Annotated in this window: 15 protein-coding genes; 2 read left to right on the top strand and 13 right to left on the bottom strand. The window is 38.2% G+C overall.

The genetic code is table 11. The annotated features are described in order from the left end of the window. Positions 1-181: 181 nt before the first annotated feature. The 5 genes from adhE to ruvB all read right to left on the bottom strand — a co-directional run bounded on the left by adhE (position 182) and on the right by ruvB (position 6,832). Positions 182-2,830: a bifunctional acetaldehyde-CoA/alcohol dehydrogenase gene (gene adhE, locus ACVRZD_RS09425; RefSeq protein ID WP_447450453.1), complete on the bottom strand. Its 2,649-nt coding sequence runs from the start codon at positions 2,828-2,830 to the stop codon at positions 182-184. A 156-nt stretch (positions 2,831-2,986) separates the two neighbouring features. Next, positions 2,987-4,765 (bottom strand): acyltransferase family protein, encoded by a 1,779-nt coding sequence (locus ACVRZD_RS09420; RefSeq protein ID WP_037626688.1) that lies wholly within the window; start codon positions 4,763-4,765, stop codon positions 2,987-2,989. Beyond that, the gene (locus tag ACVRZD_RS09415) at positions 4,762-5,163 is read right to left on the bottom strand and encodes an MORN repeat-containing protein (RefSeq protein ID WP_037626687.1); all 402 of its coding nucleotides are present in this window, start codon (positions 5,161-5,163) and stop codon (positions 4,762-4,764) included. Before ACVRZD_RS09415 ends, ACVRZD_RS09420 begins: the two co-directional genes overlap by 4 nt. Before the next feature lie 28 nt (positions 5,164-5,191). Then, positions 5,192-5,617 (bottom strand): low molecular weight protein-tyrosine-phosphatase, encoded by a 426-nt coding sequence (locus tag ACVRZD_RS09410; protein ID WP_037626685.1) that lies wholly within the window; start codon positions 5,615-5,617, stop codon positions 5,192-5,194. 216 nt (positions 5,618-5,833) lie between these two features. After that, positions 5,834-6,832: a Holliday junction branch migration DNA helicase RuvB gene (gene ruvB / locus ACVRZD_RS09405; protein WP_037626684.1), complete on the bottom strand. Its 999-nt coding sequence runs from the start codon at positions 6,830-6,832 to the stop codon at positions 5,834-5,836. A 169-nt stretch (positions 6,833-7,001) separates the two neighbouring features. Here ruvB and ACVRZD_RS09400 point away from each other — a divergent pair, with 169 nt between their 5' ends. Together ACVRZD_RS09400 and ACVRZD_RS09395 are read left to right on the top strand one after the other, a co-directional pair. Then, a complete protein-coding gene (locus ACVRZD_RS09400) occupies positions 7,002-7,319 on the top strand; it encodes a hypothetical protein (protein ID WP_037626683.1) in 318 nt (105 codons plus the stop codon). An 87-nt stretch (positions 7,320-7,406) separates the two neighbouring features. Continuing rightward, on the top strand, positions 7,407-8,126 hold the full coding sequence (locus tag ACVRZD_RS09395; RefSeq protein ID WP_037626680.1) for a hypothetical protein: 720 nt from the start codon (positions 7,407-7,409) through the stop codon (positions 8,124-8,126). 126 nt (positions 8,127-8,252) lie between these two features. On the opposite strand, the gene ACVRZD_RS09390 is transcribed toward ACVRZD_RS09395, so the two are convergent. The 8 genes from ACVRZD_RS09390 to purD all read right to left on the bottom strand — a co-directional run bounded on the left by ACVRZD_RS09390 (position 8,253) and on the right by purD (position 14,524). Further along, positions 8,253-8,348, bottom strand: a complete 96-nt coding sequence (locus tag ACVRZD_RS09390; protein ID WP_447450456.1) for a quorum-sensing system DWW-type pheromone — start codon at positions 8,346-8,348, stop codon at positions 8,253-8,255. A 64-nt stretch (positions 8,349-8,412) separates the two neighbouring features. Next, complete coding sequence (locus ACVRZD_RS09385) at positions 8,413-9,330, bottom strand: helix-turn-helix domain-containing protein (protein ID WP_037626677.1); 918 nt, start codon at positions 9,328-9,330, stop codon at positions 8,413-8,415. Positions 9,331-9,477: 147 nt separating this feature from the next. After that, positions 9,478-10,770, bottom strand: coding sequence for an adenylosuccinate lyase (gene purB / locus ACVRZD_RS09380; protein ID WP_037626675.1), 1,293 nt, complete (start codon positions 10,768-10,770; stop codon positions 9,478-9,480). A 302-nt stretch (positions 10,771-11,072) separates the two neighbouring features. Further along, the gene (locus tag ACVRZD_RS09375; protein WP_037626674.1) at positions 11,073-11,264 is read right to left on the bottom strand and encodes a hypothetical protein; all 192 of its coding nucleotides are present in this window, start codon (positions 11,262-11,264) and stop codon (positions 11,073-11,075) included. Positions 11,265-11,367: 103 nt separating this feature from the next. Then, positions 11,368-11,598: a hypothetical protein gene (locus ACVRZD_RS09370; protein WP_037626672.1), complete on the bottom strand. Its 231-nt coding sequence runs from the start codon at positions 11,596-11,598 to the stop codon at positions 11,368-11,370. Between the two features lie 89 nt (positions 11,599-11,687). After that, positions 11,688-12,761: a 5-(carboxyamino)imidazole ribonucleotide synthase gene (gene purK / locus ACVRZD_RS09365; protein ID WP_037626671.1), complete on the bottom strand. Its 1,074-nt coding sequence runs from the start codon at positions 12,759-12,761 to the stop codon at positions 11,688-11,690. After that, positions 12,748-13,236: a 5-(carboxyamino)imidazole ribonucleotide mutase gene (gene purE / locus ACVRZD_RS09360; protein WP_447450452.1), complete on the bottom strand. Its 489-nt coding sequence runs from the start codon at positions 13,234-13,236 to the stop codon at positions 12,748-12,750. Before purE ends, purK begins: the two co-directional genes overlap by 14 nt. 25 nt (positions 13,237-13,261) lie before the next feature. Continuing rightward, entirely contained in the window at positions 13,262-14,524 is a 1,263-nt protein-coding gene (purD, locus tag ACVRZD_RS09355) for a phosphoribosylamine--glycine ligase (protein WP_447450455.1), read from the bottom strand. Between the last annotated feature and the right edge of the window lie 52 nt (positions 14,525-14,576).

Below are 14,576 nucleotides of genomic sequence, written 5' to 3'. Positions count from 1 at the left end.
CGTTCTACCATGATGTGAATCCTCCAAGAAATTATCTTTTTATTCAGCTACATTATACGCCTCTGCTAAAGGCTTGTAAACTCAATATTAAAATTTTTTATACTTTATGTAACTACTATAGAAATACTCTCATGGAGGAGAACCAAGAGAGTATTCTATGCATTACATTAACGTGTTCGGTTTATTTAAGTCGACCAGGACGATCTCCATATCCATAGTAGGCATCTGCCAGGATTTCTTCCATGTCAGCGACTAATGGTAAACGTGGATTTGCTGGTGAACATTGATCTTCATAAGCAAGAAGAGCAATTTCATGTAAACTGTCTTTCCAGTCTTTTTCATCGATACCTTGATCTTTGAAGTTCATCTTGATACCAACAGCTACACCAAGTTCGTATACAGCTTGTGCATAAGATGCAACAGCTTCTTCAGGTGTTGAAGCTGGAAGACCTAATAAGCGTGCGATATCTTGGAATTTCTCATCAGCTTTCCAATAGTTGTATTTAGGCCAAGTAGCTGTTTTAGAAGGACGTGTCCCATTGTAACGGATAACATATGGTAAAAGAATCGCATTTGTACGTCCGTGAACTGTGTGGTGCACTCCACCAATTTTGTGAGCCATTGAGTGACTCATACCTAGGAAGGCATTTGCAAATGCCATACCAGCCATTGTTGAAGCATTATGCATTTTTTCACGAGCTTCAAAATCACCATTATTTACAGAACTTACTAAATAATCAAAGACAATCTTGATAGCTTGTAAAGCAAGACCATCAGTAAAGTCATTTGCCATTTGTGATACATAAGCTTCTGTAGCATGTGTTAGAACATCCATACCTGTATCAGCTGCAATAAATCCTGGAACTGACATTACTAATGATGGGTCAACAATAGCAATTGTTGGTGTCAATGAATAGTCAGCAATTGGGTATTTGCGGTTATTTTTCTTGTCCGAGATAACGGCAAATGGGGTTACTTCTGAACCAGTACCTGAAGTTGTTGGAATAGCAATGAATTTTGTTTTCTTACCAAGCTCAGGGAATTTGAAGGCACGTTTACGGATATCCATGAATTTTTGAACAAGGTCGCGGAAGTCAACTTCTGGTTGCTCATAGAATAACCACATTACTTTGGCAGCATCCATTGGTGAACCACCACCCAATGCAATGATCGTATCTGGTTTGAAGGTACGCATTAATTCCGTACCTTTCATAACTGTTGAAACGTCTGGATCAGGTTCAACATCTGAGAAGATTTGATAAACAACTTTGTTACGACGTTGATCAAGTTGTTCAATAATTTTGTTCAAGAAACCTAATTCAACCATAGCATGGTCAGTAACAATCATGACACGTTCAACATCACGTGCTTTTTGTAAGTATTGAATAGAATCGCGCTCGAAGTATGTTTTTGAAGGAACCTTAAACCATTGCATATTATTTCTACGTCTTCCTACTTTTTTGATATTCAAGAGGTTGATAGCACTAACATTATCACCTACAGAGTTACGTCCATATGAACCACATCCAAGTGTTAATGATGGAATGAAGGCGTTGTAAACATCACCGATTCCACCAAATGTTGAAGGTGAATTCCAAATGATACGCATTGCTTTCATTTCAGTACCGAAACGTTTTGCTAACTCTTCATCTTTTGTATGGATAGCTGCTGAGTGTCCTAGACCATTGAATTCTACCATTTGACGAGCTTTTTTAAGTCCGTCTTCAGTAGAGTCAGATTTAAGAACAGCAATAACTGGTGATAGTTTTTCACGTGTTAATGGTTCTTTAACCCCAACTTCAGCACATTCAGCTGCAAGAATGTTAGTTCCTTCTGGAACTTTGAAGCCTGCTTGTTCAGCAATCCAAATCGCTGATTTACCAACGATATCTGCATTTAATTTTGCACCAGCACAGTTTTTGCTATTTGCTTTTGCACCAAAACAGAATTCTTCAAGGAGTGCTTTTTCTTTCTTATTAACAAAATAAGTATGGTAAGACTTGAATTCATCAACAAATTGATCATAAACTTCTTTATCAATAATTACAGCTTGTTCAGAAGCGCAGACCATTCCATTGTCAAATGATTTAGACATAACAATGTCATGAGCAGCTTGACGAATGTTTGCAGATTTTTCAACATAAGCTGGAACATTACCTGCACCTACACCAAGCGCTGGTTTTCCACATGAGTAAGCAGCACGAACCATTGCATTACCACCAGTTGCAAGAATTGTTGCAATACCATCGTGGTTCATCAAAGCACCAGTTGCTTCCATAGAAGGTTTTGAAATCCATTGGATACAGTTTTCAGGTGCACCTGCTGCAATAGCAGCATCACGAACAATTTGAGCCGCATGTGCAGAAGATTCTTGAGCTGAAGGGTGGAATCCAAAGACAATTGGATTACGCGTTTTCAAAGCAATCAATGATTTGAAAATAGCTGTTGACGTTGGGTTTGTTGTTGGTGTAACCCCACAGATAACCCCAACAGGTTCAGCAATAAGTGTTAATCCTGTTGTATCATCTTCTTCGATTATTCCAACTGTTTTAGTATGACGCATGTTATTAACTACATGCTCACAAGCAAATAAGTTCTTAGTCGCTTTATCTTCGAATACACCACGTCCAGTTTCTTCAAAGGCATGCATTGCTAAGATACCATGTGCATCCAAAGCAGCAACTGAAGCTTTAGCTACGATGTAGTCTACTTGTTCCTGATTTAATTTACGGAATTCTTCTAAGGCACCTAGACCTTTTTGGACAAGCTCATCAACGTGTGATTGCGCATCTGCCATTTTTTGTTCCGGCGTCATTTTTTGTTCAACCATTCTATTCTCCTCTAGAACTTTTATTTGTTAAAAGTTTCACAAATTTGTTTACAAAATTATTATAGCACATTTTTTGAGTTTGTAAATAGTTTCACAATAAATTTGTGAAGTTTTTTTCAAAGTTTTTTGACTATAGAAAAAAGACCTTTTCAGGCCTTATTTTGCATCTTTTTTAGCAACATATTCAATAGCATCTTTAATAGTATTTACATACAGATCTGCCCCTTTAGGCGTAGAATCACTATAGTGTACACCATCTGTGCCATCCCAAATATCAGGTGTGGCAACAGCTACCTTATACCAATCCGCTATACTTACAAACGAATATTTCTTAGCTAAACTTAACTCATAATCTCTAACTTCAGCAACTTGCGCTAAATTTTGCGAATTATAAGGTGAGACAATCACTAAACGGTGCCCCTTTGGTAAATCTTGAATGAAATTTTGCAAATCCGCTTTGTAATTACCTAGAGAATTGACACCAACGGCTAAAACAATCGTTTTAGATAAAGTCTCAGACGATTTGCGATTATCATAAATGTCAAAAGCTTGGCTAAAGTTTCTACTTACTGCTGCATCAAGCTGTGCTGTCGGCATAATTTTAGAAAAGGCGGCACTTGATCTTAAGGCAACAGAATCTCCGATAATGCTGACATCGCCCAATGCATTAGCATCCCCAGCTGCAAGAGTATGCGTTCTGTTTAAGCTATTTTGACTTTGCTGTAAAGCTCCAACAGTGAGCTCAGTTTCAAACTTGCCAACATTTGGCGCAGCAATACTCCGACCTACCATTAATAATAATAAAGCTAGGCCAGTTAAAGCTAGCCATTTTGTATAGCCTTCCATCGGAATATCTAAGCCAAAAAGATTTGGTTTTTTGCCAACAATTAATGGTTCGATAATGTAGTAAGACAAGGTAGAAAAAAGAACTGAGAAAATGAGGGTCAGGATAACAGCAAACCAGTTTGGTGCCAATTGGCTGAAAATGATATAAAAAGGCCAATGGAAGAGGTACAAGCCGTAACTAATTTCAGCAATATAGGTAATAACAAAGGGTTCGTCGATTGTCGGCGTAAGATCATTTAAAACGCGCGTAGCATAAATCATAACTGCTGTAAATAAACTAGCTAAAACAAAGCCAAACAAGTAAGTTATGATATTGTTAAAGTCAAGCGATACTGTTAACAAGAATAACAAGGTAAATGCACCAGCTACAAAACTGATAACAAATTTACGCGGCCATAAGTTAACATTTTTTTGAAATCTAACAGTTGTCTCTTTAATCCCTGAAATGGTCGCAAACATTGCTCCAATAAAGAAAGGAAAAATATGGGCAATACTTGAAAAATAAATCAATGAGAAATTAACCACAAAAAATGCTCTAATAAACATTATTAGGAAGCTGAGAGCAAAAATACTACTCGAGGCTACAAAAAGAATTCCTCTAAATTGCTTATCATTATACTTTTGTCTTCCCATAAACCAGACAAACAGGCCCCAAATAATATAAAAATGAACTTCAATTGCCAGACTCCAAGTATGCACAAATAAATGGGGTATAAATTGACTTTCATAACTACTACCAGTTAAAATTTCATAGAAATTTGTGGTAAAGCCTAGAGCAGCCGCTATTTGACTTCCAATGTTTGCCACAAAGTCTGTTTTGACTAAGAAAGTAAACGGAATTGTCACTAGGACCATTAATACTAATGGTGGAACAATCCGATAAAAACGTCTTCTGAAAAAACCAATAATATCAATTTGATTAGACTTAGAGTATTCGTCTATTAATAGAGCTGTAATTAGATAGCCTGAAAATGTAAAGAAAATATCAACCCCTATAAAACCTCCTGGAAAGGCATGTTTAAAGAAGTGATAAAGTAAAACTAGTAGTAAACCAGTTACACGTATCAAAGAAAACCATTTAATTCTCATTTTTGAAATATCCCCTGCTTGAAGGTCCCTTTATAAACCTTATTATTTTTTGCCATGAGTGTCCCTTTACCATCAGCTTGTCCTTTTTTAAAGTCCCCTTTATAAGACCAACCTGTTTTTGATGTAAAAGTTCCCTTGCCTTCAAATACACCTTGTTTAAAATCACCAACATACTTATCACCATTAGCATAAACTAAGGTCCCTTGTCCATTCATCCGGTGATTAATAACATAACCAGTGTACTTAATCTGACCCCGATTATAGGTTAAGGCAGTTTTACTTTTATGATTAATTGTAATAACTGAAAGCCCTAAAACCAAGAGGATAATAACTGAAAAAATCTCGACTTGAGCTCGAGTAATTTTCAATTGGTTAATAAATTGCTTAATTTGTTCCATCTCTATCTTCTCACTACTATTTTATTTATTACTTAAATTCTTTTAGCCAGCTTTGACAACCTTTTGTGACCAAATCATAGGTTTCTTCAAAATCTCCTGTATACCAAGGATCAGGTACGCCACCTGTAATAAATAGGTGAATTTTCTCATCCCACTTGCCACCAGAGAGCGCCCGTAAATCATCTACATTCTGAAAATCCATCCCAATGATGTAATCAAATTCAGATAAGTCACGTTCTGTAATTTGTTGAGAACTTTTGTTTTTATCATAATCAATTTGATATTTTGTTAAAATCTTTTGCGTTCCTCTATGAATAGGATTCCCATGTTCCCAATTTGATGTCCCTCTGCTTTCAACATAAATAGATGATTCATCAACAAGAGATTTCATAACAAACTCAGCCATAGTTGAACGACAAATATTACCTAAACAAACAAAACATACTTTTTTCATGGTAAACTCCCCTCATTTTATTATATCAAAATATTAGAATTTCTTTACAAAATCATACCGATTTTTTACTGTTAATACAACTATAATACTAAATAATATCAGTTGCATTTTTCAAAAAATTTAAGACAATTTAGCTATTCTTTCTCCATCCCGACTTTGACCACGCTTCAATCGGTATAACTCTCTCAAAAAGTCTCAGCAATCTAGCCGAGACTTTTATTTTTCTAAATAGGGATAATTTAAATGATGATAAGCTTTCTGTGTCGCAACACGTCCAGTCCTTGTCCGCATAATAAAGCCTTTTTGAATGAGATAAGGTTCATACATATCTTCTACTGTGTCTCTCTCCTCAGCAATATTTACTGACAGAGTCCCAAGGCCAACTGGACCACCATTGTACATTTCAATCATTGTACGCAAAATCTTCTGATCGACGTAGTCCAATCCTTCATGATCAACATCTAACATTTCAAGGGCTTTATCAGTAATTGTAGCTGTAATCACACCATTTCCCATAATTTGAGCATAGTCTCGCACACGCTTTAATAAACGATTAGCGATACGAGGTGTCCCTCTACTTCGACGTGCCAACTCTGAAGCTGCTTCATGAACAATTTCCATTTCAAAGATATCCGCGGTACGCTCGACAATCTCTGTTAAATCATCTACTTGATAATACTCCATATGGCCAGTTATGCCAAAACGAGCTCTTAGCGGATTAGATAACATGCCAGCGCGAGTTGTTGCTCCAATTAGTGTAAAAGGTGGCAAATCCAGATGAACACTACGACTAGTATCACTAGAACCAATCATAATATCAATATAAAAATCTTCCATCGCACTATAAAGAACTTCTTCGACAACCATAGGCATTCTATGAATTTCATCAATAAAGAGGACATCTCCCGGCTCCAAATCATTTAAGACTGCAACCAAGTCCCCTGCCTTTTCAATAGCCGGACCAGAGGTTTGCTTAAGATTAACTCCTAGCTCATTAGCTATAACAAATGCCATAGTCGTTTTCCCAAGTCCTGGAGGGCCAAACAAAAGGACGTGATCTAAAGACTCATCACGCATTTTTGCTGCTTCAATAAAAATCATCAGTTGGTCTTTAACTTTATCTTGACCAATATACTCTCGTAAATATTGAGGACGTAGAGTGCGCTCAACCAGAGCCTCATCTCCCATCAACTCTTCATCTAAAATTCTAGTCATGTGACTATTATAGCACGAAGTAATCTGTTTTAGGCAAATTCTATCCGGAATAAACAGTTAGATAATTTAATGTAGATTTTATGCTATAATAATATTTCCTTGGTGGACAATTATCTGATTCAGTTGATAAATACTATATTACTTGAATAATTAGAAAGAATTTTGATTTATGAAAATGAGAAAAAATAGATGGAGATTACTTGCTGCTTTTTTATCCTTTTTTATAGTAGTGAGTCTACCCAAACCTGTTAAAGCAATAACAACAGGTTCACGACTGCTGAATGATCACCCCGTAGAACCAAGTGGTGATTTCATTAGTATCAATGTTGACGGGATTATTGAGAATCAAAGTAACCATCAGATTAGTATACCTTTTATAGACTTTAGTTTAAATCAAGCAAAAACGATTAGTCAAAAAGCACTATTGGAGACAATCTCCAATAGGTTGCATGAATCCGAGTTAAATCATAACCTTGAGGTCATTTGATTTACTCCAGATTCGCTACTGAGCGATGGAAACAAAAACACTTATTCTTTACAAAATACTACGATTCATTTACTGCCAAGTACTGACATGCAACAAAGAAAATATAGCTTAACAGGTCATGTCTTGCTAAAGGAAAAGACCTCTACAATAACTGAAGTAGCTCATCAGATTAAACTAGCCTATACTGCCGAATTTATGATTGAAGATCCTGAAACCGGTCGACTCAGACATTTTTCAACATATGACAATTCACACCTCGATACTGTTCCAGTAGGAAAAAAAATTTCTTCAGCTGACTTATTAAGCTTTGCCAAAGAACTAATGACCACAAATGCTAATTTACAGGACTATGAAATTATTAAACGACAAAAAAGTCATGTCACCTATGACCACAATAATCACAATCAACTGGATTTTGCTAACTTATATGATCCTCAATTTCCTCAGTCCTTCTTCTATGAAGCAAAAAATAGACAAGCACATTACACAAGCGACAAAGCTGGAAATAACAAAGTATTAGACAATACCGACTATATCTATGAGCAATTTGTCATTGCTCCACGTAAGCAGTCTAAACCATATATAGATGAATCTCAAAAACCTATTATGACTGACTTTATTGTTCGTTATCAAGATAAAGGACAAATCATCCAAACCAACTCCGTCGCCATAGACACTGAACAAGGCAATTGGCTTAATCAACTACCTTACCACATCATGGGTAAAAATGGAAAACGCTATACCCCTATTCACATTTATCGGGATCATCAAAAAAGGGTCCTAAATGTTGATGTAAACGAAAACTAATCCATCATCTAGCCAATCAGATAACTAGCCATTCTCAAGGAAAAACTTAGTAAATAAAAAGGTTGAAGGCCTTAACAGTATCGTGTTAATAGCTTTCAACCTTTTACTATTTATAAAGGGCAATAATTACCCGATATGCCACCAATCGTGTTCAACCTTTGCTAGGAGAGGTATAATAGCTAAAAGTATTAAGATAAAATGGTATTTGTACTTTTTGAACATGAGGTATTCCTTTCTTTTTTGTTTATTATAGGTCAAAATACCACGGTTGAACATGACATTGATGTCATGATTTTTTACTTTCTGCTAAATTTTCAAACCACTCTTTTCTTAATTTTTCTTCTAAAAAACTATCACCCACCATTTTGGCAAATAGCTGCGCCTGATGAAAGTAATCTTCGCCTCTTTTTTCAGATTTTCTATAGAAAAGGGCATTTTTCCAGGCATGCATGCAATAAATTGGCAAACGCTGAAAATCTTGGACTTTATACATGATACGATAACTTGCCTTTAAAGCCGGCTGAATAACTTCATAATCAGTCAATCTGATACCAATATCAACACACGTCAAAAGGACATTATTCAGTAAAAATAAATCCGATAACGCTAATGTTTTCTCCATTAACAATAATTTAGACAAGAAACGACAATAGAGATTCTTATCAAAAAACTCTGCTTTAAGACCACTCACTATGGCACAAGTTAGATAAAGGTCAATCAAAAATATATCATTAATCTGATACCGATTCTTTTTACTAATTTGTCTAATGTAATCTTGCAATAGAGCACGCCCATAGCTGGCATCACCACTTTGGTAAACATCAAATTTGGACTGTAAAAAGTCAACAATTAATTTTTCTTCATCTGGCAAGTCATCATAGTATTTTTCAAAAATCGCATCAAACTGCCCTTCCCGAATGGCCATAATCTGACCGTTCATATAAAGAGGCGTTCGGATGATTTGATATTTTAAAGCAAGGTAATCTCTTGGAATTGTAACACATTTAGGATTGACTAATTGATCTAGTCTGACATCTAATGCTTTTGAAATGAAAACTAATTTTGCCAAACTAGGTAGAGACTGATTTTGTTCAATACGGACCAACTGACGTACAGACAAGTCTGTCTCATCACCGCAAATTGCCTCTCTGGTTAAATGCTTCTCCTGACGAAAAGCTTTGATTTTATCTCCAATCTTTGGCATTCAAGGCCCCTTAATTTTTATTTCAATCATTATAACATATTTGCAATCTTAAATTAATATTATTATAAAAGTTGTTTTATTAAAATAAATCCCTTGATGGGCTTGACAAACAGTAGAAAAAAAGACCCAAAGGTCTTTTCAACTGGCTTATAAGCCTAAACGGTTAAAGATAGCATCGACTCGTTGTGTGTAGTAAACAGGATCGAAGAGGTCATCAATTTCCTCTTGACTGAGGCGTGATGTTACTTCTTCATCAGCTTCAAGTAATGGTTTAAAATCAACTTGATTATCCCATGAGTAAGCTGTCTTTGGTTGCACCAAGTCATATGCTTGTTCACGCGTCATGCCTTTTTCAATCAAGGTTAACATCACACGTTGGCTATAAATAAGACCAAAGGTCGAATTCATATTGCGCAGCATATTATCAGGGAAAACAGTTAAGTTTTTAACGATATTGCCAAAGCGGTTAAGCATGTAATTGATAAGAATTGTTGTATCAGGTGTGATAATCCGTTCTGCAGATGAATGTGAGATATCACGTTCATGCCATAATGGCACATTTTCATAGGCTGTAATCATATGACCACGAACCACACGCGCAAGACCTGTCATGTTTTCTGAACCAATTGGGTTACGTTTGTGAGGCATAGCAGAGCTCCCTTTTTGCCCTTTGGCAAAGAACTCTTCCACTTCACGTTGTTCTGATTTTTGTAGACCACGGATTTCAGTTGCCATGCGTTCAATAGAAGTTGCGATGCTGGCTAGCACAGCAAAATATTCTGCATGTAGGTCACGAGGTAGGACCTGAGTTGAAATTTCTTGGGGGTGGATGCCAAGTTTGTCACAAACATACTCTTCCACAAATGGAGGGATATTGGCAAAATTGCCGACCGCGCCAGAGATTTTCCCAGCCTCAACGCCAGCCGCTGCATGTTCAAAACGTTCTTGATTACGTTTCATTTCGCTGTACCAAGTTGCCAGCTTAAGCCCAAAAGTTGTCGGTTCAGCATGAACACCGTGCGTACGGCCCATCATGATGGTCATTTTGTGCTCTTTAGCTTTTTCAGCCACGATGTTAGTGAAGTTTTCAAGGTCACGACGAATAATGTCGTTGGCTTGTTTGTAAAGGTAACCATAGGCCGTATCAACAACGTCTGTTGACGTCAAGCCATAGTGAACCCACTTACGCTCTTCACCAAGTGTTTCAGAAACAGCACGGGTGAAAGCCACCACATCATGACGCGTTTCTTTTTCAATTTCAAGAATGCGGTCCACATCAAAATCGGCATTAGCACGAATCTTAGCCACATCCTCCTTAGGAATCTCACCCAACTCAGCCCAAGCTTCATCGGCCAAAATCTCAACCTCTAACCAAGCACGGTACTTATTTTCTTCACTCCAAATTTCCGCCATCTCAGGGCGTGAATAACGATCTAGCATAATTTATGATACAGAGGGCGTTCAAAAGCAAAAGAAAAATAGGAAACTAACGCAGTGTGCTTGCACACAAGGCAGTCTATCTTTTTTCCGAAGCTTTTAGCCCGAGTTCAATTACTCGGAAACACCCTCTCTCCTTTCTTTTTCTTAAATCTCAAATTTCAACATTACTTCTAAGTTAGATCACTTAAATTAAATCTGCCAGTCTACACAACAGATTTAAACTTTATTAGTCATTGAGAACAGATATAACTGTTGTAATCCCTAGTAAATACTTAAAATTTAATTGATCTTCCTCAGTAATTTTATTTTGAAAAATCTTTACAAAAAAATCCAAAATATGTAGACAAAACCAGTCCTATAGCACTCCAGACATACTCACTTGTTGTAAATGGCTTTTTCATATATAAATTAATAACTATATTAAGTATGATAACTACAATTGGAATAACTGTAGCTAGCTTAGCTATTACTACGTTAAAATCTATTTTTTTCATATTTGTTGACCTCGTTATCTATCATATACCTTTAAATACTTGAACATCAAATTTCCGCATCTTAGAGTGTGAATATTCTTTATGCTTGTTTGTGTTCTCCTATTTATTCTTCAAACTCTTCTCTTCCGATGCTCACTGATGGATAATGTGGTAGTTTGGTTAAGTCAGTATCTTGTGGTAAATCATAAACTGCCAAATAATCATTAGGATAGATCTCCTGTAAATCTTGCAGTTTCTTCGAAATTGCTTTTTCATACTCTGAAGCAAAAACAACTTCAACAATAGCATTAGCCTTTGTTTCTTCAATATAAGCATGGACAATAATTTTAATCATCTTAAGCTCCTCGGAATTATTTCTTTTTCATTCAAAACTTGGAAGTCGCTGACGGCAAGACAAGTCAGAATCAAAATGAAAGAAGTCTCTTAAAACTCCTCTACCTCATCTGGCACATACCCAAACACCGTCACATGTCCCATTTTGCGGTTCTGCTTTGCTTCTAGTTTACCATAAAGGTGCAGGTGGGCGCTAGGGTTTTCTTGGACATAGGCTTGCGCAGCATTCATATGTTGCCCTAAGACATTGAGCATAACTGCTGGAGCGTGTAAGTGGATAGCTGGTAGCGACTGACCAAGCACACCCAGAATATGTGTGTCGAACTGTGAGAAATCACAGGCCTCAATCGAGTAGTGCCCAGAATTATGTGGTCTTGGCGCAATTTCATTGACCAAGATATCATCTGGAGTGGCAAACATTTCCACGCAGAGCGTACCAGCCAAATTCAAATGCTTAGCAATCTCCAAGGCCATTGCCTTAGCTTTCTCAGCAAGCTCCTCAGAGATGCGAGCTGGCACAATTGTCTTAGACAAAATATTATTTCTGTGGATATTTTCTTGGACTGGGAAGACAGTGAATTCTTTCTGGTTTCCTGAAACGATGACTGACACTTCCAGGTCAAAAGCCACAAATTCTTCCAAAACACAGTCACAAGCGTCAGCCAATTCCCTTGCGATAGCAAGGTCAGCCTCAGACTTAATAACAATTTGCCCATGACCATCATAACCACCAGTTGCTGTCTTAAGAACATAATTTTTCGTCAAATCAATGTTGTCCAAATCAGCAGCCGACTTAACTACTTTGTAAGGAGCAAGCTTAACCCCAGCCTTGTTAGCCAAAAAGTCTTTCTCAGTGATACGGTTTTGCGAAATGCGAAGGAGGTCCGTTCCCTGTGGCAGTTGCCCCTCCTTGATAACAGCATCCAAGCCATCCGCATCAACATTTTCAAATTCATAAGTGAGGACGTCACAGTGGTCAGCCAACTCTTTCAGCGCAGCCACATCATCGTAAGCAGCAACAATCATGTCACTAACCCGCGATGCCGGACAGTCCGTCGACGGATCCAGCGTCACCACCTTGTGCCCCATATAGATCGCCGAAATAGCCATCATCTGACCCAGTTGGCCACCACCAATAATCCCAATAGTTTTAGATGAGTTCATCAGTCGACTCCTCTGCCATTTTTCCTTGTTTTTCTATGTAATCAGCTAGCGCATCCGCAAGCTTGCTATCTTCAATGGACAAGATCCGAAGCGCCAAGAGCGCAGCATTAGTAGCTCCCGCCTCCCCAATAGCCATAGTTGCCACCGGCACGCCGCCTGGCATTTGCACGATAGAATAGAGAGAATCAACTCCAGAAAGAGCACGTGATTTAACAGGCACTCCAATGACTGGTAAGTTTGTTTTAGCAGCGACCATTCCTGGCAAGTGAGCCGCCCCACCAGCACCAGCGATGATAATTTTGATACCACGACCACGCGCTTCTTCGGCATGTTTGAACATAAGGTCTGGTGTGCGGTGAGCAGAAACAACTTTCTTCTCATAAGCTACACTAAATTGGTCCAAAATATCTGCCGTTTTTTTCATAGTTACCCAATCTGATTTAGAGCCCATAATGATTGAAATCTGAGGTGTCATATTTCTCTCCTTTTTACTTGTATTTTTATTTTATTGCTTTATTGCCAATGTCATTTCGGTAAAAGAGACCGTCAGTATTTTGTTCTTTTAGTTCCTTGTAGATGATACCCTGCGCAGCTTGGACGCTGTTCTCTGTGGTTACTAACATGTAAACACGACCGCCATTTGAGAGCAGTGCTTGGCCATCTTCCAAAAATTTAGTTCCTGCATAATAGGTGATAATATCGCCATCTGTTTTTGCTGGAAGCGTCACCCCTTTGTCGTAAGCCAGTGGATAGCCATTTGAGGCAACAACAATGCCTAAAGTGACACCGCCGTCTACCCAAGTAATCTCAGGTTCTTTGCCATCAAGAATATCGGAAATGTTTTGCGCAAAATCAGACGTCAAACGTGGCAGGATAATTTGCGTCTCCGGATCACCAAAGCGAGCGTTGAATTCAATCACTTTCGGACCATCTTCGGTCAAAATCAAACCGGCATAAAGGATACCTAGATAGGGACGCCCCTCTTTAATCATCCCTTCGAGAACAGGCTTAATGATGGTTTCAACGGACTGGTCAATGACAGCTTGTGATAGATGCGGAACTGGTGCATAAGCGCCCATCCCACCTGTGTTGGGCCCCTTGTCTCCATCGTAGGCACGTTTATGATCCTGCGCTGTTGGCATGGTGTAGAATTTATCCCCGTTAGCAAATGCAAAGAGCGAGAATTCTTCTCCAGCAAGGAATTCCTCAATGACCACGCGTGCCCCTGAATCACCAAATTTGTTGTCCAAAAGCATCTCGTGCGCTGCCGCAACAGCTTCTTCCACCGTCTCCGCGACCACAACGCCCTTGCCCAAAGCCAATCCGTCAGCCTTAACAACGATCGGTGCTCCTTGTTTTTCAATGTAAGCTTTAGCTTCTTGGAAGTCGGAGAATGTGCCATAGGCAGCCGTCGGAACATTGTACTTAACCATAATTTCCTTGGCAAAGTCTTTTGACCACTCAAGCTCTGCGGCCAAACGCGTCGGACCAAAAGCTTTGAGACCAGCCATATAAAAATCATCAACAATCCCCGCAGCTAGCGCATCATCTGGACCAATAAAAGTCCAAGCAATGTCATTCTTTTGAGCAAAGTCAATTAATGTCGAATGTTCGGAAATAGCAATATCTACGCAAGTCAGACCATCAAGGGTCATGCCAGCATTCCCTGGCGCAACAAAAACCGCCTCAACATCCTTAGATTCTAACAATTTCTTAGCAACAGCATGCTCACGACCACCCGAACCGACAACCAATAATTTCATTTTACACCTCATAAAAACGAATTTTATATAGTAATTATAACACATATGTTCG

This window comes from Streptococcus hongkongensis (genome assembly GCF_053206145.1).
The sequence above is the reverse complement of the archived record's forward strand: the minus strand, read 5'-3'. Positions and strand labels throughout refer to the sequence as shown.

What these genes read in the sequence shown, in the direction of transcription:
- ACVRZD_RS09370 (WP_037626672.1), bottom strand. Translation starts at nt 11,598, where the DNA reads ATGATTAAAATTATTGTCCATGCTTATATTGAAGAAACAAAGGCTAAT.
- ACVRZD_RS09400 (WP_037626683.1), top strand. Translation starts at nt 7,002, where the DNA reads ATGAAAATGAGAAAAAATAGATGGAGATTACTTGCTGCTTTTTTATCC.
- ACVRZD_RS09395 (WP_037626680.1), top strand. Translation starts at nt 7,407, where the DNA reads ATGCAACAAAGAAAATATAGCTTAACAGGTCATGTCTTGCTAAAGGAA.
- purB (WP_037626675.1), bottom strand. Translation starts at nt 10,770, where the DNA reads ATGCTAGATCGTTATTCACGCCCTGAGATGGCGGAAATTTGGAGTGAA.
- ACVRZD_RS09385 (WP_037626677.1), bottom strand. Translation starts at nt 9,330, where the DNA reads ATGCCAAAGATTGGAGATAAAATCAAAGCTTTTCGTCAGGAGAAGCAT.
- ACVRZD_RS09390 (WP_447450456.1), bottom strand. Translation starts at nt 8,348, where the DNA reads ATGTTCAAAAAGTACAAATACCATTTTATCTTAATACTTTTAGCTATT.
- ruvB (WP_037626684.1), bottom strand. Translation starts at nt 6,832, where the DNA reads ATGACTAGAATTTTAGATGAAGAGTTGATGGGAGATGAGGCTCTGGTT.
- ACVRZD_RS09375 (WP_037626674.1), bottom strand. Translation starts at nt 11,264, where the DNA reads ATGAAAAAAATAGATTTTAACGTAGTAATAGCTAAGCTAGCTACAGTT.
- ACVRZD_RS09415 (WP_037626687.1), bottom strand. Translation starts at nt 5,163, where the DNA reads ATGGAACAAATTAAGCAATTTATTAACCAATTGAAAATTACTCGAGCT.
- adhE (WP_447450453.1), bottom strand. Translation starts at nt 2,830, where the DNA reads ATGGTTGAACAAAAAATGACGCCGGAACAAAAAATGGCAGATGCGCAA.
- ACVRZD_RS09410 (WP_037626685.1), bottom strand. Translation starts at nt 5,617, where the DNA reads ATGAAAAAAGTATGTTTTGTTTGTTTAGGTAATATTTGTCGTTCAACT.
- purD (WP_447450455.1), bottom strand. Translation starts at nt 14,524, where the DNA reads ATGAAATTATTGGTTGTCGGTTCGGGTGGTCGTGAGCATGCTGTTGCT.
- purK (WP_037626671.1), bottom strand. Translation starts at nt 12,761, where the DNA reads ATGAACTCATCTAAAACTATTGGGATTATTGGTGGTGGCCAACTGGGT.
- purE (WP_447450452.1), bottom strand. Translation starts at nt 13,236, where the DNA reads ATGACACCTCAGATTTCAATCATTATGGGCTCTAAATCAGATTGGGTA.
- ACVRZD_RS09420 (WP_037626688.1), bottom strand. Translation starts at nt 4,765, where the DNA reads ATGAGAATTAAATGGTTTTCTTTGATACGTGTAACTGGTTTACTACTA.